This is a genomic window from Janthinobacterium sp. PC23-8 (assembly GCF_002250505.1).
Lineage (GTDB): Bacteria > Pseudomonadota > Gammaproteobacteria > Burkholderiales > Burkholderiaceae_D > Janthinobacterium.
Map to the genome: position 1 here is coordinate 685,103 of NZ_NJGY01000002.1, position 20,673 is coordinate 705,775.

19 protein-coding genes are annotated in these 20,673 nt (G+C 65.3%); 6 read left to right on the top strand and 13 right to left on the bottom strand.

Annotated elements, in window-relative coordinates; genetic code table 11:
- Window positions 1-22 precede the first annotated feature (22 nt).
- A complete protein-coding gene (locus tag CD932_RS18195; RefSeq protein WP_094444184.1) occupies window positions 23-1,384 on the top strand; it encodes a sigma 54-interacting transcriptional regulator in 1,362 nt (453 codons plus the stop codon).
- A 96-nt stretch (window positions 1,385-1,480) separates the two neighbouring features.
- On the opposite strand, the gene CD932_RS18200 is transcribed toward CD932_RS18195, so the two are convergent.
- The 7 genes from CD932_RS18200 to CD932_RS29170 form a co-directional block, all read right to left on the bottom strand.
- Entirely contained in the window at window positions 1,481-1,891 is a 411-nt protein-coding gene (locus CD932_RS18200; RefSeq protein WP_141213293.1) for a hypothetical protein, read from the bottom strand.
- Between the two features lie 22 nt (window positions 1,892-1,913).
- Window positions 1,914-2,927 (bottom strand): C1 family peptidase, encoded by a 1,014-nt coding sequence (locus CD932_RS18205; protein WP_141213294.1) that lies wholly within the window; start codon window positions 2,925-2,927, stop codon window positions 1,914-1,916.
- 85 nt (window positions 2,928-3,012) lie between these two features.
- Entirely contained in the window at window positions 3,013-3,732 is a 720-nt protein-coding gene (locus CD932_RS18210) for a GIY-YIG nuclease family protein (RefSeq protein ID WP_141213295.1), read from the bottom strand.
- Window positions 3,716-4,732, bottom strand: coding sequence for an aminotransferase class I/II-fold pyridoxal phosphate-dependent enzyme (locus CD932_RS18215; protein WP_094444187.1), 1,017 nt, complete (start codon window positions 4,730-4,732; stop codon window positions 3,716-3,718). Before CD932_RS18215 ends, CD932_RS18210 begins: the two co-directional genes overlap by 17 nt.
- A 15-nt stretch (window positions 4,733-4,747) precedes the next feature.
- Window positions 4,748-6,892 carry a hypothetical protein gene (locus tag CD932_RS18220; protein WP_141213296.1) on the bottom strand — a complete coding sequence of 715 codons (2,145 nt, stop codon included), beginning with the start codon at window positions 6,890-6,892 and terminating at the stop codon, window positions 4,748-4,750.
- A gap of 10 nt (window positions 6,893-6,902) precedes the next feature.
- A complete protein-coding gene (locus tag CD932_RS18225; protein WP_217907310.1) occupies window positions 6,903-8,276 on the bottom strand; it encodes a hypothetical protein in 1,374 nt (457 codons plus the stop codon).
- A gap of 4 nt (window positions 8,277-8,280) precedes the next feature.
- Complete coding sequence (locus tag CD932_RS29170; RefSeq protein WP_217907311.1) at window positions 8,281-9,564, bottom strand: hypothetical protein; 1,284 nt, start codon at window positions 9,562-9,564, stop codon at window positions 8,281-8,283.
- Window positions 9,565-9,982: 418 nt separating this feature from the next.
- On the opposite strand from CD932_RS29170, the gene CD932_RS18235 reads away from it, so the two are divergent.
- Both CD932_RS18235 and CD932_RS18240 read left to right on the top strand, forming a co-directional pair.
- Window positions 9,983-11,782 carry a DUF1800 family protein gene (locus CD932_RS18235; RefSeq protein WP_094444189.1) on the top strand — a complete coding sequence of 600 codons (1,800 nt, stop codon included), beginning with the start codon at window positions 9,983-9,985 and terminating at the stop codon, window positions 11,780-11,782.
- Between the two features lie 12 nt (window positions 11,783-11,794).
- Window positions 11,795-13,237: a DUF1501 domain-containing protein gene (locus CD932_RS18240; protein WP_094444190.1), complete on the top strand. Its 1,443-nt coding sequence runs from the start codon at window positions 11,795-11,797 to the stop codon at window positions 13,235-13,237.
- 34 nt (window positions 13,238-13,271) lie between these two features.
- Here the strand turns inward: CD932_RS18240 and CD932_RS28935 are convergent, their stop codons facing one another.
- Window positions 13,272-13,436, bottom strand: coding sequence for a hypothetical protein (locus CD932_RS28935; RefSeq protein WP_176461041.1), 165 nt, complete (start codon window positions 13,434-13,436; stop codon window positions 13,272-13,274).
- A 229-nt stretch (window positions 13,437-13,665) separates the two neighbouring features.
- Between CD932_RS28935 and CD932_RS18245 the strand changes: the two genes are divergently transcribed.
- Both CD932_RS18245 and CD932_RS18250 read left to right on the top strand, forming a co-directional pair.
- Window positions 13,666-14,355: a response regulator transcription factor gene (locus CD932_RS18245; protein WP_094444191.1), complete on the top strand. Its 690-nt coding sequence runs from the start codon at window positions 13,666-13,668 to the stop codon at window positions 14,353-14,355.
- Window positions 14,356-14,357: 2 nt separating this feature from the next.
- Window positions 14,358-15,824, top strand: a complete 1,467-nt coding sequence (locus CD932_RS18250; RefSeq protein WP_094444192.1) for an ATP-binding protein — start codon at window positions 14,358-14,360, stop codon at window positions 15,822-15,824.
- Between the two features lie 10 nt (window positions 15,825-15,834).
- Here CD932_RS18250 and CD932_RS18255 read toward each other — a convergent pair whose 3' ends face one another.
- Window positions 15,835-16,215: a FlxA-like family protein gene (locus CD932_RS18255; protein WP_094444193.1), complete on the bottom strand. Its 381-nt coding sequence runs from the start codon at window positions 16,213-16,215 to the stop codon at window positions 15,835-15,837.
- 162 nt (window positions 16,216-16,377) lie between these two features.
- On the opposite strand from CD932_RS18255, the gene CD932_RS18260 reads away from it, so the two are divergent.
- Window positions 16,378-17,604 (top strand): PrpF domain-containing protein, encoded by a 1,227-nt coding sequence (locus tag CD932_RS18260; RefSeq protein ID WP_254926657.1) that lies wholly within the window; start codon window positions 16,378-16,380, stop codon window positions 17,602-17,604.
- 3 nt (window positions 17,605-17,607) lie between these two features.
- Here CD932_RS18260 and dcd read toward each other — a convergent pair whose 3' ends face one another.
- The 4 genes from dcd to CD932_RS18280 all read right to left on the bottom strand — a co-directional run bounded on the left by dcd (window position 17,608) and on the right by CD932_RS18280 (window position 20,641).
- Window positions 17,608-18,174 carry a dCTP deaminase gene (gene dcd, locus CD932_RS18265; RefSeq protein WP_094444194.1) on the bottom strand — a complete coding sequence of 189 codons (567 nt, stop codon included), beginning with the start codon at window positions 18,172-18,174 and terminating at the stop codon, window positions 17,608-17,610.
- Window positions 18,175-18,299: 125 nt separating this feature from the next.
- Entirely contained in the window at window positions 18,300-19,103 is an 804-nt protein-coding gene (locus tag CD932_RS18270; RefSeq protein ID WP_094444195.1) for an alpha/beta fold hydrolase, read from the bottom strand.
- A gap of 58 nt (window positions 19,104-19,161) precedes the next feature.
- Entirely contained in the window at window positions 19,162-19,857 is a 696-nt protein-coding gene (locus tag CD932_RS18275; protein WP_094444196.1) for an HAD family phosphatase, read from the bottom strand.
- A gap of 22 nt (window positions 19,858-19,879) precedes the next feature.
- Window positions 19,880-20,641, bottom strand: coding sequence for a TSUP family transporter (locus CD932_RS18280; RefSeq protein WP_094444197.1), 762 nt, complete (start codon window positions 20,639-20,641; stop codon window positions 19,880-19,882).
- Window positions 20,642-20,673: the final 32 nt, after the last annotated feature.

Consider the following 20,673-nt stretch of genomic DNA (forward strand, 5'->3'; position numbering starts at 1 on the left):
CGACTTCGATTGCGGAAGCGGCATGGCGCTCAAGGTCTGGCTGGAAGTACTGCAGCAAGCGGCCGCCGCTTCGGCGGCCCTGTTGACTGCGGCCTTGCAGCAGGCCCAGCTGTCAATCGGCCGGCCCGCCGATGGCGTGCCCGGCATCGTGCTGTTCTGCGAACCCGACGCAGCGCTGCTGCAGGCCCTGGCTGCGCTGTGCCGCCAGGCCCAGGTACTGGTGATCGCCACCTCCAGCCCGCCGCTCGACTGCCTGCGCCAGCGCGCCGTGATGGCCGCTGGCGCGCGCGATGTACTGGCCTGGCCGCCGCACTTCATCGATGCGGGCCAGGTGCTGGCGCGCTTGCAGCGCTGGCAGGCGGTGGCGCAGCTGCTGGCGTCGGACGCCGTTCGCGGCACCCTGGTCGGTGACAGCCAGGCATGGAGCACCCTGCTGCACGAGGTGGTGGACATGGCCGCCTTCAGCCAGGCCTCCGTATTGATCACGGGCGAGACCGGTACCGGCAAGGACTTGCTGGCGCAGCTGATCCACCGGCTGTCGGCCTGCCGTGGCGAGCTGACCGTGCTCGATTGCACCACCTTGTCGCCGGAACTGGCCGGCAGCGAGCTGTTCGGCCACGAACGGGGCGCTTACACGGGCGCGGCCAGCGCGCGCGATGGCGCCTTTGCGCTGGCCGATGGCGGCGTGCTGTTTCTCGACGAGATAGGCGAATTGCCGCTGGCCATGCAGGCGCAACTGCTGCGCGCGATACAGGAACGCAAGTACAAGCGCATCGGCGGCAACAGCTGGCAGCCGACCCAGTTTCGCCTCGTCTGCGCCACCAACCGTGCGCTGGAAGAAGAAGTGGCGCGTGGCACTTTTCGCGCCGACCTGTATTACCGCATCGCCGGCTGGCACTGCCGCACGCCGCCGCTGCGCGAACGGCGCGACGATATCCTGCCGCTGACCATGCATTTCCTGCAGGAGCTGGCGCATGCGGCGCCACCTGCACTCGACACCGCCGTGCGCGACTACCTGCTGCTGCGCGACTACCCGGGCAATGTGCGCGAACTGCGCCAGACCGTCACGCGCATCTGGCAGCGCCACTGCGGCCCCGGCCCGATTACCATCGGCGCGCTGCCGCCCGAAGCGTGCCTGGAGACGCCGCACTGGCCCGACCGGCAATTCGAAGCGGCCATCAGTCAGGCCCTGCGCCTCGGGGTCGAGCTTCCCTGCATTACGCGCTGCGCCGCCGAAGTGGCGATCCGCCAGGTACTGGCCGACGAAGGCGGCAACAACCAGCGCGCCGCCGCTCGCCTGGGCGTGACCGACCGCGCCTTGCAGCTGCGCCGCAAGGCCGCCGGTTGCGCTACCATCACGCCGGACGCTGGCGGTCCGCCATAGTTGGCGGATGTCGATCCGCTCAGCCGTGTCGGCGCATTTTGAACTGTCGCTGTGCCGCGTCCTGGCGTGCATCAGCCAGAGGACATGCTGGCCGATTCAACGTTCCAGCATATGATTCAATTGGGATTCCAACGCTTCAATTTCATTCATGACAGCGCTATTGGCGGAAGTGCCAGGACGGCTTTTCAAGGCCTGTATCCGGCTGAACAAGTGGTCGCGTTCGGCGAGATCATAAGGCGGCGGGACAGGCCTGGGCGACGGCATGGTGCGAGCACCCAAATAAAACGATGAAACAGGCCCGCCCAGCAAGTCACGCTCATCATTGCTCAAACGCTCCCCGAGGGCATTTCGGACCTTGTCAAGGATGGCTGGCCCCAGAAAATTGCGCGACGCTTCCTTTGCAGCATCGAGCAATGCCAGCATTTCGCCTGGACTGCGCACACCCAGACTGCGCAGCTTCAGCTTATCCCCCTCGGTGAGTGGCATTTCATCAATAAAGTCAGTCATGGCAGCCATCCCAAGCTTGGTACTAGACTAAACTATAGGCTTCCGCCCCTAACTTTGCAAGATAGGCATAAGGGATGGTGCCGTAGCCGCTGCCGTAGGGCGAATTGATCCCCCACGTTGCTCCCCAGCTATTTCGCAAAATAAACCTGCCGCCACCGAGTTCCGGTTGGTTCGGCATGTCAATGTAGCCGACCAAACACATCGCGTGGCCACCCACCCGGATCTCGGTCGGGATTGGCATCGGAATGTCGCCCTTGTTCGCCACCCATGGATTGCGCAACCAGGAATTAAAGACGGGAATCGAAAATGCGACGCAACGGTTGGCCGCAAGTTCCCCTTTGAGATCAGGTACATACGTCGGCGAAAGCTGCTTGAACCCGGGGATGCGAAATGCCAGCGCCGCCAACTGGCTCCCCGGCAGCGCCGGCCCCTGCCCCTCATTGCCAAGGACAGGAGTGGGGACATAAGGCCAAGATGATTCACTACATACGCCATCACGTTTCAGCAAGGGCATGGCGATAGCGAGCCAGGTTCCCTCGGTATTCGGAATACCGTCGCTACGTTTGCAGTTCCAGTAAAGAAATTGCTCGGACATATCCTGGGCCGCCCCCGTCAGAAACAGCTTGTGTTCATAAGCCGCCAGTGCCGCATGCGCTACACATGTCCCTCGCATGCCTTGGTGGCGTACCGGTGGCATCCCAGGAATCAGGTTGACCGTCGATGGCGGTGCTGTAAAAGTGGATGATAGAGCTGGCGCCGCCACAGGCAGCGTCGCGTCGTCGATCGCGTAACCCAGGCAATAAACGGCCGTGGCGATTGTCTCGGCTGTCGACATCGACAGGCTGGCCGCATGGATTGATGCGCTATTGATGGCAGCGCTCAATTGATCGATTGTCACCCCTAGATAAGTGGCCAGTTCTGGCCCCGCCACCTGCGCGGTGCCGATGACCTCCTCAAGTCCGTCTTCGCCGCCATAGCCCAAAGCCTTCAATGCTTCATCGTAGGCCGCTAATTGCTGTACATGCTGGATCTGCATGATGATTTCTCCTTGTGGCGTATTCGCCTATGGTGATTTCCCGGTTGTATAAGGATGTCTTGTACGATGTTTTTCACTGCGATCATCAGCCCCACAACTCCCCCATCACCGCCATTTCCAGTTCACGCCGCTGGTTGGTCAGCACCCCGCGCCGGTGGGCGAACATGTCGGTGTGGATGCCTTTTTCCACCAGGCGCCGCTGCGTGGCGGACTTCAACGGCGCTACCCATACAGCGTGGCCGGACATGTCGAGCCCCATCATCTTGCCGCACAAATGGTGCTGCCTGAGGCGGCGCCGCAGGTCGTCGGTCTGGCCGCTGTAAGCGCGCCGGCCGTCCCTGGTGTCGAATTCGATCAGGTACAGGCCCGCGCCGGTGGCCTTGGCATCGCCCACGGCTTGCGCGAGCTTGCCCACCAACTGGTAGCGCACGCCGGCCGCCTCGCGCACCCGGCCCAGGGTAGCGGCCAGCACAGTCGGCACTTCGCCCTGGCCGTCGCCATCGCCTTCGTCAGCGCCTTGCCAGCCGTCCTGATCCTGGACCGGTTCGGGCTGCGGCGCCGGGTACAGCACCGGATAGGCCATGGGGTAGCTGCCCCAGCCCCGGTAACGCGGCGGCGCCGGACGGCGCGGCCCACGCAGCGGCGGACGCGGCCGCAAACGCGCGCCCCTGCCACGCCCACTGCCGTAGCCACGGCCACGCTCGTCCTCCCATTCCTCTTGCTGCTCCTCTTCGCCCTCCCACTCCTGTTCCCATTCGCCTTGCATGGCGGCGCCAAACGGCAGCACTTCAAATGACTCGTTCATCATGGCTCCTTGCAAAATAATCGAGCAGGCCGATCGCCCGCGCCAGCTGTGCCGGCGCATGGTCGGCCCGCAGTAAAAACGTCAGGCCGCCCTGTTGCGCCAGCGCACGCACGCCGGCCGCCTGCAACGCCGCGTGCCAGTGCGCGCGGCCGGGCAGATGCTGCACCGGAAACGCGCCGCCCCGGCAGGCGATGCCGGCGCCTGCCATGCCCGCGCGCCACTGCGCCAGATTGGCGGCCAGCCTGGCGCGCAATAGCGCTCCGTCGCGCGCGTTGATGTCCAGCGCACGGCCAGATGCCGCCAGCACGGCCGCCGACGGCGGGCTGGCATGCACGCGCGTCTGGCTGCGGGCCATAAAGCGCCCGATCAACGCAGTACCACCGGCCAGCACCGCCAGCGGCACGCCAAAGCCCTTGGCCAGCGAGGCGGCAATCACCACACGCTCACCCTGCAAGCCATGCCGGCGCGCCGCGCCACCGCCGTCCGGCCCGAGCACGCCCAGCGCCTGCGTATCGTCGAGCAGCAGATAACCACCGTGCCGCTGCGCCAGCGCCGCATAGGCGGCCAGCGGCGGCTGTCGCTCCCGGCCCGGCACGACGCCATCGGCCAGGATCAGCGGCCGACGGCCCCTTCCACGCCAGCCGCATACCAGCGCACGCAGCGCCGGCACGTCACCGCAGGCAAAGCGCCGCAACGGCAGCCCCAGGGCCTGCGCGCGCTCGGCGCCCCAGCGCGCGATCGGGTAGCTGGCCCCGTCCACCAGTACCGCCAGCGGCTCGCTGGCGAACATGCCGAACAGGTCCCAGTACAGATGCAGGGTCGACGGCAGCAGGCAAGCGGCCTGGCGGCCCTGCAGGCGCGCCAGGCGCGCGGCGACGATGGATGCGGCGGCCAGCTCGCGCAGCGCGGCCGGCTGGCCAAGGGTCAGCGCGCGCCACGGCGCCAGTTGGCAGGACGGGTGGCGCATGCCCAGATACAGGGCGCTGCAGAAATCCAGCATGTCCGGCAGGCGGCGCTACACGCTGCGCAGCTGCTGGTTCATGCGCTGGCGCAGCAGCACCGACGGCATGGTCGCCTCGATCGCCGGGTCGCCGCTCTTGGTCGACAGGTCGACCCCGGTGACGGCGCGGTAGGCGTGGATATAGCCCTGTACCTGCGGGCGCCAGAAACGCGCCCAGTTGAATGCCTGGGTCGGCTCGTAGATATCGCTCCAGTTGCCATAGCGCACCGACAGCAGCAGTTGTTCGCCGAAAATCGCCAGGCTGCGGAAATGCACCACGCTGGTGTCGGTCCAGCCCTGCAGTTTTTTCATGGCGTCGACCCGGTCCATCCAGCCTTCCGGATACGCCACCATCACCCGCGTGGGCAGGAATTCGCGGAACTCGGGCCGCGCCAGCAGCCACTGCTGCATCAGCATTTCGATACGGGCGGTGGACGGCAGGTCGCCGAACTGGTTGCTGGCGCCCTGCGACAGGATCAGGTGGATTTCCTTCAGGGCGTTCAGCACCGGAAAGGCGTCGGCCTTGACGGTGGTGTCGTCATCCTGCTTGTAAAAGGACGTGAGCAGGCGCAGCAGATGGTGGAAGGCTTCCAGGAATTTCGAGCGGCTGTCGGCTGGCCGGAAGTGCTGCACCGCCTTGCCATCGAGCCGCACACCGTAATGATGGTCATATTCATAGTTACGGCGCATCACGGTCAGCCGATGCTGCTCATCCTGGGTGTAGCCCCACAGCAGATTGTTCAGCGGGCGCAAGGTATCGATCTCCGTGTTCGCCAGGGGGTCGGGCACACTGCCCGGCGCGCGCAGGTTCTGGAAGCGCTGGGTGATGGTGTTCATGGTCTGCACCAGCATGCCTTCCTCGTGCCAGTACGACCAGATCAGTTCGAGCAGGCAGGGATTGGCCAGCTTTTCCTGGATGAGGCCAAAACACACATCGACTTCGCCTTCCTGGCCGCGCGCAATGCTGATCGGGATATCGGGCAGCTTGCGGCGGATCACGGCCAGGTAGGGCAAGGTCTGGAAGCCGTCGAGGTTTTCCAGGTAATCGTTGCGCAGCACCGTTTCCAGGTCGCGCCCCTGCGCAATATCGCGCCGGTCCAGGTAGGCGTTGTCTTCGGCGGGGTTGAAGGCCAGCGGCTGGTTCAGCACGCCGCAATTGACCATCACGAAGGCCTCGGTGGCGACTTTCAGCACGCGATAGGAGTCGGCGTCCGAGAACGGCAGCGCGCGCCGCTGTTTCAGCAGCCGGAACATCTCGGATTTTTTGGCAAAACGCTCCTCTTCAAAGCCGCGCACGCCGCCCAGGTCGCCGCAAAACAGGCTATCCATGAAATGCAGGTAATTGGTAAACGACATGGCCTCGGTGCTGTTGCGTATTAACGCCCATAGCGGCAGGTCTTCGGTCGGCTCGGTTTCGGTGCGCGTCAGCGACACGCCCACATTGCCCGAAATCGGCGTCGGCTGGCGCTCTTCGGCGTCGTATTCGGCGTCGACGGCCAGCATGGCGTTCGGCGTGAGGCCTTCGGGCGTCGGCAGCAGGCTGCGCATTTCAGGGCGCTGCGACAGCATCATCTGCGCAGCGAAACGGTGCATGCCGGCGCGCCGCACGGCGCTGGAAAACATATTGGCCCTGCCGCGCAGCGGCATCCAGGGCGACGCCGCCAGCACCTGCACCAGGGTGCGCCCGTCGGCGCTCTGGTCGCCATCGAACGTGACGGTGGCAATTGCGCGGTCGCCGACCCTGCCGAAACTGCAGTCGCTGGGCTGGCAGTCGCTGTTTTCAAACACCAGTTCCACATGGGGATTGAGTTGCGGCCGGAAGCACAAGGTGGCGCCGCAGCCGCCCTGCACCTGCACGCACTGCGGCGCGGTACTGGGAAAATTACCGTAGACGCCGACATAGCAGCCCGGCGGCAACTGCGAAAACACGGTGGCGCCGGTGCCATCGGTCCAGCGCACGCCGACCAGCATGGCCGGGTCGGCGATCCAGCCGGCAGGCTCGAAACCGCTGCAATCGGCGCTGCCGCGGCGGTACAGGCTGATGGCGGCGTTGACCACCATCGTCCCGCTGTCCTGCTCGTGTACTGTGACGGCGATGCTGCCGCCCTCTTCTCTCGGGCCTGCGCCTGCGTGGCCTGCGGCCCTGCGTTTGCTGCTCATGTCATTCTCCTCAATGGATAATCAATCGTGACGCCAACTGCGGCGCCGTGGCGCGGGCCAGGCCATGGCGCACAAGGTCATGGCTTAATACATCTGCGCACAGCACCGAGGTGTCCAGCGTGGCGCGCAGGGCCCAGTGGGTCAGCAATCGCCCCAGCAACTCGCTTTCGTCTTCCGGATTCAAGACACCGCTGGCGCGCGCCTGGCCCAGCACCGCAAACACCAGGGTCGGCGCGGCCTGGTACATGCGCCGCGGTGCCGCACTCCAGTGGCGAAACAGGCTGGCCAGCAGGGCCGGCTGGCGCTGGTGCACGGCCATCACCTCGACCAGCGAGCGCCCTTGCAAGGCGGGAGGCCGGTGCTGCACCAGCAGGCCGACCAGCGCCGCCATGCTGGCCTGCAACTGATGCAGCAGCCGCTGCTGGGACGGCGGCAAGCCTGCGGGCGGATAGTACGACAGCCACAGCCGCTCGATGCGCGTCCATTGCGGGTGCGGATACAGGGCGCGGCCCATGGCGCAGCTCAGGCGCACGCGCAGCCAGGGCACCGGGTGCGGATCGTCGACGTTCAGGCGAAACACGAACACGCGCGGCAGGCTGACCACGCCGATCAGGCCCAGCGTGGCCGCCACGCCGACCCGCGCCAGCGACCAGAAGTCGGCGACGATCTCGGAAATCCAGCGCTCCCACAACTGCCACACGTGGACCGCGCCGCTGCCGCCGTGCTGCATCGCCTGCAGCACCGGGCGCAGGGACGCCACCAGATCCAGCAGGGCCGCGCCCTGGTGACCCACTTCATGCACCAGCGACGAGGCGATGCCGCTGCCGATCATGCGTTCGCGCGGCAGGCGGATGATGGCTACCGGATTTTCACCGCCGCCGGGCAGGCGCGTGCGCGCGCGGCGAATCGCCGCCCCCGGCCCCCGGTCCAGGTAGCAGATCAGGGGTGGCGGCTGGTAGTGGCGGCCAGCCACCGGCAGCGCCAGCGCGTCGGCGGCGACGATATCGAGGCCGGACAGCCACACGCCCGTCTTGTGTTCGCTCCTTTGCGTGATCACTTCGTTGAACAAGTCGAACTGGGTCAGCGCCGCGTTGAACTTCAGGCGCAGGAAGGTGAAGCGGCGCTGCGCCTCGGCGGCCGTGGCCGTGCTGGCGCGGTCGGCGTGTTCGCGCCGCAGCCACCCCTGGAACTGCGCCACCATGCGCCGCAGTTCGCGCCGGCCCTGCACCAGCTGGCTTTCGATGGCCGACTGGGCGCTGGGCATCAGGGCGGCGGCCAGCACCGTCGGCTCGATCAGCGCGAACGGTTCCAGCCGTCCCAGGCGCGCCAGCAGCGAGCGCGCTTCCTGGCCCAGCATCCAGGCGGCATCAGCGCCGATGGCCATGATCTCAGACGCCGTACAGGACGATTTTCTGGCCCTGGCGCGCCCAGCGGCCACTGGCCGCGCGCATGCCGCCCTGGCCCTGCCCTGGCCCCTGCCGGCTGGCGCCGCCGTTCTGCATGGCCAGCTGGCCGCCCTGGCGCGCCAGCAGACCCGGCGCAAACTGGCGCGCCGCCGCACTGGCCGCCTGCTGGGCGACCAAACGCGGATCGCCGCCGCGTGCCTGGATGGCGCGGTTGACGGTATCGGCCGCCAGGCGCACGAATTGTTTCGCCCCTTCGAATTCGCGGTCTTCGCCAGCACCGCTTTCCGCCTCCAGGCCCAGCGCATTGCCGGCCGCCGAGGCCAGGCCGCTGCCGATCTGGGCCCCCAGCGGGCCGCCGAAATAGCCGCCGATGGCGCCGCCGGCCAGCGGGATGGCCTTTTTCGCCACGCCCTTGAGCACGCCGCCCACGGCCTGGCCGATGGGCGACTTGATGACGCTGCCGGCCACCGAGGCGGCCTTGCGCAGAAAACTGCCGAGAAACTGTTCCAGCTCGGCCTCGTTACTGACCGACAGCAGTTCATTGGCCAGTTCCATCTCCTCGGCCTCCGAAAACAGGCCGTTGCCAGGCCCGCTCTCGCCGCTCCATTCGCCCTGGCCGAATTCGAACTGCTCGGCTTCGAAGCCAGTCGCTTCCTGGTTGTATTCCATGGTCGTACGATCGATGTCATGCATGATGCGCTCCCGTGAGTGTGACAGTGGTAAAGCAGTGATAAGCGATGGATGAGATAGCGCCGATGGCCTGGACGCCTGCGCTGCGTGTTTCAGCAGCCCCGGCGCCAGGGTGCGCGCCACCTGCAGCAGGGTGGACGCCACGTTGCGCTGCGGCGTCCCCCCCGCTGGCGCGCGCTGGCGCGCCAGTGCCGTGTTGACGGCGCAGATCAGCTGCACCATGCGCCGCGCCAGTTCGAACTCCTTGTCTTCCGGGCTCAGCCCTTCGAGCTCCAGGCCGAAGATGCGCGCCATGCGCCGCTTGTGCTCCTGCGCCGCGCCATGCAGCGGCAGCAGCGGCGCGAGCAGCAGTGCCAGCCGCTGGCGCAGCGGCCGCGCCAGCGGCGTGCCGCGCAGTTGCCGCCCGGCTCGCGTGGTCCCCATCAGCTGCGACAGGAACGCGTCGAACTGTTCGGGCCGCCGCACTTCCAGCAACTGCGCCGCCAGCGCCAGTTCGTCCTCGTGCTGCAAGGGTAGCGCCCCGGCCGGCATCGGCATTTCCATCTCGGGGCGGTAGGCAAGCAAACGGCTGCTCATGGGGTGCTCCAGCGACAGGAAGTCAGGGGCAAAGCGCCCTGTCGCCCTGTTCTTGCAAGCACCGTGCCAGAAAAAATGCAGTGAAAAAGTGGAAAACCGGCGAAACAAGCTTCGTTCATGGCGCAAATACCATGGTTTCCGGCGAAGCTGGTTTCGCTTCGTCATGGGCTTTTCCGACAACCTTTATTTGGAGACATATTACGTCTCGAATATGCGACACTTGCCATGAGGAAATTAAAATATTTCTTATTTGCAAAATGGAAAGTGTTCGCAACTCTTGCCCTATCTCCTTTAAAACGACGCCATTCGTCGTCAACTCAAACCGTGATCAAGACGAAAACATCGATTTGATACATCGGACTGGAACACCAGGCCCTACAATGGCAAGGCCCTGAATCACTTGCCCAACGGAACTTAAATGAGCTCTCCCACACTGCGCCGCCTGCTGACGTCGACTTTACTGAGCCTGCTGGCCGCCTGCGGTGGCGGTGGTGGCGGCGACAGCCAGACCCCATCGGCGCAGCAACCGGTCGTGACGGTTCCGCCGCCGGCCACGCCGACGCCGACCACGCCCACCACGCCGGCCGATTCCGGTGCGGTCACGCCAACAGCCCCGGCGCCGGCACCGGTGGCGGCGCGTCAATTTACCCGCAAGGAAGCCTCGCGTTTCCTCGGCCGCGCCACCTTCGGGCCGAACATGGCAGCCATCGACGCGCTGGCCGCCAGCGACAGCGACGCCTGGTTCAAGGAGCAGTTCGCCAAACCGCAGACCTTGCACCGCGCTTATATCGACCAGTTGCTGGCGGCCCAGGCGGCCGGCGGCGCCAAGGTCAACTACACCGGTTTTTACGAGTCGTTCTGGCTGCAGGCGGTACGCGGCGAAGACCAGCTGCGCCAGCGCGTGGCGTTTGCGCTGTCGGAAATTTTCGTCATCTCGCTGCAGAATGAATCGGTCAGGGCGCAAGTGCGCGGCGCGGCCAGCTATGTCGACATGCTGGGCCAGCATGCTTTCGGCAACTTCCGCAACCTGCTCGACGGCGTGGCCATGCACCCGATGATGGGACTGTATCTGTCGCACCTGCGCAACCAGAAGGAATCCGGCACGCGCACACCCGACGAAAACTTCGCGCGCGAAGTGATGCAGCTGTTTTCCATCGGCCTTTACCAGCTCAACGCCGACGGCAGCGTGAAACTGTCCGGCGGCAAGCCGCTCGACACCTATGCGCGCGAGGACGTGAGCGGCCTGGCCAAGGTCTTCACGGGCCTGAGCTGGGCCGGCCCGGATCAGGCCAACAACCGCTTCAACGGCAGCGTCGCCGATCCCGACCGCGACTGGAAACCGATGCAGATGTATCCGGCCTTCCATTCAACCAGCGAAAAACGCTTCCTGGGCCAGACCATTTCCGGCGCCACCAGCGGCGAAGCCGACATCAAGCTGGCGCTCGACACCCTGTTCAACCATCCGAACGCGGCGCCCTTCTTCAGCCGCCAGCTGATACAGCGCCTGGTCACCAGCAACCCCAGCGCCGCCTATGTGGGCCGGGTGGCGGCCGTGTTTGCCAATAACGGCAAGGCCGTGCGCGGCGACATGCAGGCCATCGTGCGCGCCGTGCTGCTCGACAGCGAAGCGGTGGCCCTGGCCGGCAGCAGCCTGCGCACCGGCAAGCTGCGCGAACCCATGCTGCGCCTGGCCGGCTGGATGCGCGCCTTCGATGCCAAGGCCGCCACCGGCCGCTACCGCATCTATTACCTGGACGATCCCTTGAGCGGCCTCGCGCAAAGCCCCTTGAATTCGCCGTCGGTGTTCAATTTCTTCCGGCCGTCGTATGTGCCGCCCAATTCCGCCATCGCCGGTGCCGGCCTGGTGGCGCCTGAACTGCAGATCAGCTCCGAACCTTCGGTGACGGGCTACCTCAATTTCATGCAAGATGCGATCAATTCGGGCGTGGCCGAAGGCCGTGAAGTCAAACCCGACTACACGCAGGAGCTGGCGCTGGCCGGCGACGCGGGCGCGCTGGTTGACCGGGTCGACCTGTTGCTGCTGCATGGCGCCATGGCGCCGCGCCTGCGCGGCCAGATCGTCGCCGCCGTCAACAGCATTGCGCTGCCCACGGCCACCGCCAGCAACGCCACGCAGATCGCCAACGCGCAGGCGAACCGCGTCAAGCTGGCCATTTTCCTGGCCATGGCGTCGACCGACTACCTGGTGCAAAAGTAAAAGGACCATGTCATGACCATCAACGCTCCCCACTTTTCCCGCCGCCGCTTCCTCGGCTCCATGCTGACCCTGGCGGGCGGCAGCACCGCGCCGTTCGCGATGAACCTGGCCGCCATGGGCAATGCCGCCGCGCAATCGAGCGGCGACTACAAGGCCATGGTCTGCCTGTTCCTCAACGGCGGCAACGACGCCTTCAATATGGTGCTGCCGACCGACACCGGCTCATGGAATGAATACCTGCGCGTGCGCAACACCGGCGGCAACGATTCGATCCACCTGCCCGGCATCAACGACACTGGCGGGGTGCTGCCCATCGTGCCCGCCACTGCCCAGGCGGGCCGCAGCTTTGCCCTGCATCCCGGCCTTGGCCCCTTGAAAGAGCTGTTCGATGGCGGCCGCGCGGCCGTGGTGGCCAATGTCGGCACCCTGGTCCAGCCGACCACCCTGGCCCAGTACAAGGCGCGCAGCGTGGCGCTGCCGGCCAAGCTGTTTTCGCACAACGACCAGCAATCGACGTGGCAGTCGGGCCAGCCCGAAGGCGCCAGCGTGGGCTGGGGCGGACGCCTGGGCGACCTGGCGGCGGCCGGCAATACCAACGCCATGTTTACCGCCATTTCGGCGGCCGGCAATACGGTGTTTCTCAGTGGCCGGCAGGTGCGCCAGTTCCAGGTGGGCCAGGCGGGCGCAGTGGCCATCCGCGGCGCCAGCGGCAACCTGTTCGGCACGGCGGCCGGTTCGACCGCCTTGCAAGCCATCCTGGCCGACGCTGGCGGCGACCTGATCGAGCAGGAGCAAAAAGCGGTGGTGCAGCGCGCCATCTCCAGCCAGGCCATCCTCAGCGGCGCCATGCTGGCCGCCGGCGCGGCCGGCGTGCCCAACCCCGGCAACTACATCAATCCGAACACGGGCCTGGCGGCGGCCAACCCGCTGGCGGTGCAATTGCAAACGGTGGCGCGCATCATCGGCGGGCGCGGCGCACTGGGGGCGAAGCGGCAAGTGTTTTTCGTCACCCTGGGCGGCTTCGATACGCATGACCTGCAAAAAATCCAGCAGGCCGACCTGATGGCCCGCCTGGCGCATGCGCTGGCCTATTTCGACGCCACCCTGGCGACCCTGCAAGGGGCCGACCTGCGCCGCCAGGTAACGACCTTCACGGCGTCGGACTTTGGCCGCACCTATACCAGCAATGGCGACGGCACCGACCATGGCTGGGGCGCGCACCACTTCGTGGTCGGCGGCGCCGTGCGCGGCCGCGATATCTACGGCGCCTTTCCCAGCGCCGGCCTCGGCCACGAACTCGATGTCGGTTCCGGCTCGCTGCTGCCGACGATTTCCGTCGACCAGTACGGCGCCACCCTGGCCAAATGGTTCGGCGTGCCCGACAGCCAGCTCGGCGAGGTGTTTCCCAACCTGGGCAATTTTACCCAGCGCGACCTGGGCTTCATGGGCGTCTAGTCCTTGCCACTGCCGGGCGCCACCTCGCGCCACCTCACTTCGAAGTGGCGCGCGAGACCGATATCATATAAGTCCAGGCGTACTCCATCAGTTGCGGCATGCCGGCCAGCGCAGGGCTGAGGCTCGCGCACAGGCAGGCGAACCGCAGCAAGCGATCACCGATGCTGGTATTGACACTGCAGACTGACTTGCGGCTCATGGCGTTCCTCCTCAAAAAAAACCAGACTGATTGTCCGATGTTTCAATCAGCTTCCATTGTGCGGCGACGGCGTGTAAAGCGAGGTCAGCGCCAGGTAAAAACCTGTAAAGCAGTGTGAGCAACTGTGCCTGGGCAGCGATGTAAAAGCGGGTAAAACGACGGCGCAGCCGTGGCCGCTACTGCTATCATGATGGGCCCTATCGGCGCACATCAGGAAGAACGTACACGCATGAGCAAGGTATTGTTAATCGACGACGACATCGAACTGGTCGGCATGTTCCAGGAATACCTGGAGCAGGAAGGTTTTGAAGCGAAAGCCGTGCACGACGGCGAACGGGGCGCCGCCGAAGCGCTGACGGGCCAATACGCCATCGCCATCCTCGACGTGATGATGCCGCGCATGAATGGCCTGGAAACCCTGCGCCGCATCCGCGCCGGCAGCCGTTTGCCGATCCTGATGCTGACCGCGCGCGGCGACGATACCGACCGCATCGTCGGCCTGGAACTGGGCGCCGACGATTACGTCACCAAACCGTGCACGCCGCGCGAGCTGACGGCCCGCATCCGCGCCATCCTGCGCCGCTCGCAGGCCTTGCCGCATGACGCCTCGGCCAGCGCGCCCCTGATCGTGGGCAAGCTGACGATGTGGCCGGAACAGCGGCGCACCGCCTGGGACGGGGTGCAGCTGGAATTGACGAGCACGGAATTCAATTTGCTGGAAGTGCTGGTGCACAATGCCGGCAAACCCGTGAGCAAGAATCAATTGTCCGAACTGGGACTGGGCCGGCCGATGGCCCGCTTCGACCGCAATATCGACGTGCACCTGAGCAGCCTGCGCCGCAAACTCGGCAGCCTGGACGATGGCCGCTCCTGCCTGCAGACCGTCTACCGGCTCGGCTACCAACTGATCAAGGAATAAGCGTGGGCCGTCTGTTCTGGAAGTTTTTCCTTTGCATATTACTGGCGCAGGTCACCGCCACCATCGGTATCGGCGGCACGTTCTGGCTGAAAAGCCGCGCCGCACAGCAGGCGCGGGCGCAGGAAATCGATACCAGCCCTCCTGCGCAAATGGCCATCGAAGCGGCCACCGCCACGCTGGAAGCGGGCGGCAGCAAGGCGCTGCGCCAGTTTATCGGCAAGCTCGAGCGCATGCGCGTGATGGCCGTCGACAAGCAGGGCCGCGAGCTGATGGGCCGCCCGGTGCAGCCGGCCGTCCTGGCCAAGGCGCGCGCGCTGCTGGCCCAGGACCAGCCGCGCCCGGTCGTGCGCGAAGTCACCGGCGGCGATGGCGTGCGCTATCTGCTGTTCCTGCCCTATTCCGAGCATTTCCGCAGTGCCGAGACCACCGCCGCGCGCGCCACCCTGAACGCCATGAGCATGGCGGGCGAGCGCATGCCGCCAGCGCCTCGCATGGATGGGCCTGGCCAGCAAACCGGCATGAACAAACCGCCGCGCCTGGACAGCCCCTACCGCACCTTTATTCCGATTATCGCTGCCACCGTGGCCAGCCTGCTGTTTGCGTTTTTGCTGGCCTGGTATTTTTCGCGCCCCATCCGCGACTTGCGCGCCGCCTTCGAGGCGGCGTCTGGCGGCGACCTGGCGCCGCGTTTCCAGGCGGCCGCCAGGCGCGGCGATGAACTGACCGACCTGGGCCGCGATTTCGACCGCATGACGGGCCGCTTGCGCTGCCTGATGGATAGCCAGACGCGGCTGCTGCACGATGTCTCGCACGAACTGCGCTCGCCGCTGGCGCGCCTGCAGGCCGCCATCGGCCTGGCCCACCAGCAACCCGACAAGCTGGCCGCCTCGATGGAGCGCATCGAACGTGAAAGCGTGCGCATGGACAAGCTGGTCGGCGAACTGCTGACGCTGTCGCGCCTGGAAGCGGGCGCCGTCAACCCGCTCAACGAAGACTTCTGCATCGCCGATTTGCTGCACGATATCGTCGAGGACGCCCGCTTCGAAGCCCAGGCCGATGGCCGCCAGATCGGCATTACCGTCAGCGCCGACGCCGATATCGCCAGCGCCACCGTCAATGGCCAACCCGAACTGCTGGGGCGTGCGGTGGAAAACGTGGTGCGCAACGCCATCAAGCATAGCCCGGATGCAGGTGTGGTCAGCGTGGTGCTGTCGCGCCATGACGCAGGCCGGCAAGTCCATGTGACCGTGCTCGACCATGGCCCCGGCGTGGCCGAAGCCGATCTGCTCACCATTTTCGAGCCGTTCTTCCGCGCCAGCACTACGCAAAAATCGACCGATGGGCACGGCCTGGGCCTGGCGATTGCCCAGCATGTGCTCAAGGGCCACGGCGGCGCCATCGTCGCGCGCAACCGCAGCAGTGGCGGCCTGTGCGTGGAAATCAGCCTACCTAGCAGACAGCCGGCCTGAGAGGCAACCGTTACGCCTGGGTGTCGATAACGCTGCCCAGGGTCGAAGTGGCCGAGCGCGCTGGGCTGCTGCTCGTGTCCGCGCTGCTGCTTGTGGCCGCGCTGCTGGCGGCCTTGCTGTCCTGCTTTTGCTGAGCCTGCAGGGCGGCCGCCGCCTGCAGTTGCGCGATCAGCGCCTGCAGCAACTGTATCTGCTGCGCCAGCTGCTTCTGCATCTTTTTCGACGCTTCCGTCTGCTCGCCCTTCTGCGACTCCTTCAGTTGCTGTTGCGCGTACGTGATCTGCTCTTGCAGCTCGGCGATCTGCTTGACGCTACTGGAGCCGCCGCTACTGGAGCCGCCGCTGCTGGCAGCCACGCTCACCGCACTGCCCGGACCGATTGGCGATACCATGATGATTGTCTTTCGTCTGTGTCGATACCATCATTATCGCAAAGTTTGCTATAGATAAACAGGCACACAGGTATAGACAGGTAAAGGACGCCTGTGCAATTGCCCACGCGCGCTGCTGAAAACTGGCACACTGGCGTATTTACCGCGTAAAGACCGCCAACCATGACGCCCATGCTACCCGCCCTGCCCGATTTCCTGCCCCGTCCGCGCTTCGGCGTGATCGAGTATCCCGTACACCATCTGCGCGGCGGCACCTCGACCGGGCTGGTGCTGCACGCGCGCAGCGTGCCGGAAGATCCGCTGTTGCGCGACGAATTGCTGCGCCACCTGATGGGCGTGCCGCAACTCGGGCGCCAGAGCGGCAACCGGCAGGTCACGGGCCTCGGTCGCGGCACGCCGACCAGCAACAAGGTCTTCCTGGTGGACGTCGAGCAGCATGAGGGCCGGCCGCGCCTGGTCAGCACGCTGGCGCAACTGGCCAGCGACCATGGCGAGATCGACTGGAGCGTGAACTGCGGCAATATGTCGTCCAGCCTGCAACTGTGGGGCCTGGACACGGGCGTGATCGAAGCGCCGGCCATCGGCATGCATGAAGTCGCTATCCGCAATACCAATACGGGCGTGGTCACCACCTCGCGCATGACGCGGCGGGCGGACGGCAGCTTTGCCGATGCGGCCATTCCCGGCGTGCAAGGCCAGTTTCCCGCCGTCGACCTGTTCCTGCACCAGCCGGTGGGCAACAAGACCGGCAAGCTGTTGCCGACCGGTGCGGCGCGCGATAGCGTGCTCGGCTATACCGTCTCGTGCGTCGATGTGGCCGTGCCGATGGTGATCGCGCTGGCCAGCGAGTTCGGCAAGACGGCCCAGGAATCGATCCGCGAACTGGAACTCGATGCCGACTTCATGCAAGCGATACGCCGCCTGTGGAGCCAGGCGGGATTATCGATGGGGCTGAAGAACCGCGATGGTGGTTTGATGACGCTGGCAGAGCTCGAGCGCAGCGAGACGATACCGAAGTTCTGCATTGTCGGCCCGGCTGCAGCAGGCGGCAATATTGCGGTGCGTTATTTTACGCCACAGGCGGGCCATGCTTCGCTGGCGGTATCGGGTGGCTGCTGCCTGGCGGCCGCTTGCCTGATTCCGGGCACGGTGGCGCATGAGCTCGCGCAAGGCCTGGCAACGGTGGGAACGCAGTATGCCGATCATGCGGTCGGCATCGAGAACCCGGCTGGCGTGCTGGACACCACCATCGTGGCGCGCCAGCAAGACGGACAGCTCGCCATCGATAGCGCCGCCTACCGGCGCAGCGCGCAAATATTGCTGCGCGGGCATATGCCGCTCTACCAGGCGTCGCCGGAACTGGCGGCCTGGCTGATGCGGCTCAAATAAGACTCAAGCCTTGGGCAGCGTGACGCCGCTTTGCCCCTGGTACTTGCCGTCGCGGTCCTTGTACGAGGTTTCGCACACTTCGTCGCTTTCAAAGAACAGCACTTGCGCGCAGCCTTCGCCGGCGTAGATCTTGGCTGGCAGCGGGGTCGTGTTGGAAAACTCCAGGGTTACATAGCCTTCCCATTCCGGTTCGAACGGGGTGACGTTGACGATAATGCCGCAGCGCGCGTAGGTCGACTTGCCCAGGCAAATCGTCAGCACGCTGCGCGGAATGCGGAAGTACTCGATGGTGCGGGCCAGCGCGAACGAGTTCGGCGGAATGATGCAGACATCGCTTTTGACATCGACAAACGAATTCGAATCGAAGTTTTTCGGATCGACGATGGTGCTGTTGATATTGGTAAAAATCTTGAATTCGTCGGCGCAGCGGATGTCATAGCCATACGACGAGGTACCGTAGGAAATGACCTTGCGGCCATCGACGGCGCGCACCTGCTGGGGTTCGAACGGCTCGATCATGCCCGTTTGCTCCGCCATGCGGCGTATCCATTTATCGCTTTTAATCGTCATCGCTGGGGCATCTTTCTAGAATATCGAAATGGCTGGGGCGCGCAAGCCGTGCAGCTGCGGCCCGAATGGCAGGATTTTACGCGAAATCGCGCCTGCTTTGGCCCCTTGCCGCCGAAATTGATTGCCTAAGCCTGCCGCGCCAGCAGGGCCGTGATCATCTCATGCACCGCCCGCGCCGTCAGCTCGGGCGCTTCCATCGGAAACAGGTGGCCGCCCGGCACTTGCCGGAAAAACCTGCCCACCAGTTTTCTGGTCGCCGCCAGCCCCGCCTGACGACATTCCCTTGACTCGCTGCCGCCGATAAAGCCCACCGGCACCGGCACGCCATTTTTTACCAGCGCGCCCACATGGTGCGGCAAACCCCGGTAGACCTCGGTTTCCACCTCGCGCGTAAAGCGCAGCTGCACGCCGTCCGGATGCGGCGCCATGCCACTGTCGATATAGTCGCGCAGCACTTGCGGCGCCCAGATGGAAAACATCTGCTTGGCGGCAAAGTGGTCGTGCGCCGCCTGTGCGTCCGGCCACACTGCGCGGCGCCGGGCGGAAAAGCGCGCCGGCGAAAAACGCTCGCCAAGCGACGTGTTCCTGGCCAGGCGCACCAGCATGGCGCGCCAGCCGGCCACCACGGGCGAGTCGAGCAGGACCACGCAGCGCACCAGGTCGGGCCGGGCCTTGGCCGCCATCACGGCAAGCATGCCCCCCAGCGAATGGCCGACCAGGATCACGGGCGCGCTGTAGCGCCGTTCCAGGTCATCGACCAGTTCGCGCACCAGCGCGGGCCAGCCGGCCGTGACCGGGTAGCGCGGATCGTGGCCATGCATGTCCAGCGCCTGTACCTGGTAGTGCTGTTGCAGGAGGGAAAACAGCTTGCGATAGGTGCCGGCAGGGTAACTGTTGGCGTGGGCAAAGTGGAGCTGCGGCAGTGTCATGGCGAGTTTCTGGCTGGCTGGGCGATGAATGATTGTACTGGCAGCCCGGCAAACAGCATCAGAGCATGCACTCTAACTGCGGGGCAGCCTTGGCCACGCCGGGCACGAACGAGGCCAGCACTTCGGCCAGTTCCGCGACCGACTCGACCACGCAAAAGGCGCCGTCAAACGCGTAGTGGCGGTTCATGTGGTTGCGTAAAATAATGCATTCGAGCCCGGCTGCATTGGCCGAACGCAAGCCGCGCGGCGCGTCCTCCACCGCCACGCACTCCCCGGCGGCCAGCCCCAGCCGCTGCAAACCGAGCAGATAGCCATCGGGCGCCGGTTTGCTGGCGCCGCAGGATTCGCGCGTCAGCACAAAATCGAAGCGCTGGCGCAAGCGGCTGTGCGCGTGGCTGAGCTCGAAATGTTCGCGGTAGGCGCTGGTGACCACGCCCATGCCGACGTGCGGGTGCAGCATGGCGAGCAAGCCGGCCATGCCCGGCATGGCCAGCTGTTGCGCCTGGCGCAAGCGTTCGCCGAACAGGCGCTTGCGCTCCAGCCGCAGCCGGTCGACCAGGCCGATGTCGTGGCCCTGCCCCAGCAGCAGGTGCCAGGCGCCATAGTGATGGTCAAGGAACCAGTCGAAAAACTGCTTCGGCGTCAGATCGATTCCGTACGGCAGCAGCAGATCGCGGTTGCTTTCGTAAAACAGCTGCTCGGTGTTGACCAGCACGCCGTCGTTATCCCACAGCACGCCGCGGATGGTTTTCATGATCTTATTTACTTGAAGAAGCTTATTTGAAAAATATATCGTAGGACAACTTGACGATCAGCATCACCAGCAGCACCAGGAACAGCACCCGCACAAAAGCGGCGCCGCGGCGCACGGCGATCCAGGTGCCCGTCAGCGCGCCGAGGATATTGCATACCGCCATGGGCGCCGCCACCGCATACACCACATGGCCGGCGGGAATGAAAAAGGCCAGCGCGGCGACGTTGGTGGCGATATTGACCAGTTTCGAGCAAGCCGAAGCAAGAATGAAATCGAAGCCGAACACGCGGATAAACAGGAAAATCAGGAAGCTGCCCGTGCCCGGCCCGAACAGGCCGTCATAAAAACCGATGGCGCCGCCGATCACCACCGCCAGCACGCGCTCGCGCGGCCCCACGGTGCGCACTTCGCGCAGGCTGCCGAAGTCCTTCTTGATGAACGTATAGATCGCCATGATGATGATCAGGACCAGCACCATCGGCCGCACCACCTGCTGCGGCACATAGGACACGGCGGCCGCGCCGATAAACGACATGATGAAAGCGGCGGCCACTGCCGGCAGCACCAGCAGCCAGGGCACATGCACCTTGCCGATAAACGAGCGCGCCGCAAACGTGGTGCCGCAGGCCGACGCCAGCTTATTGGTACCCAGCAAGGAGGTTGACGCCATATTGGGCATCAGGTTGAACAGCGCCGGCAGTTGTATCAGCCCGCCCCCACCGACGGCGGCATCGATCAGACCGGCAAAAAAGGCAAATAAACACAGCAGTGTGATGGTCAGCATGGCGGCAAGGGAGAGAATGGCAACAGGGCGAG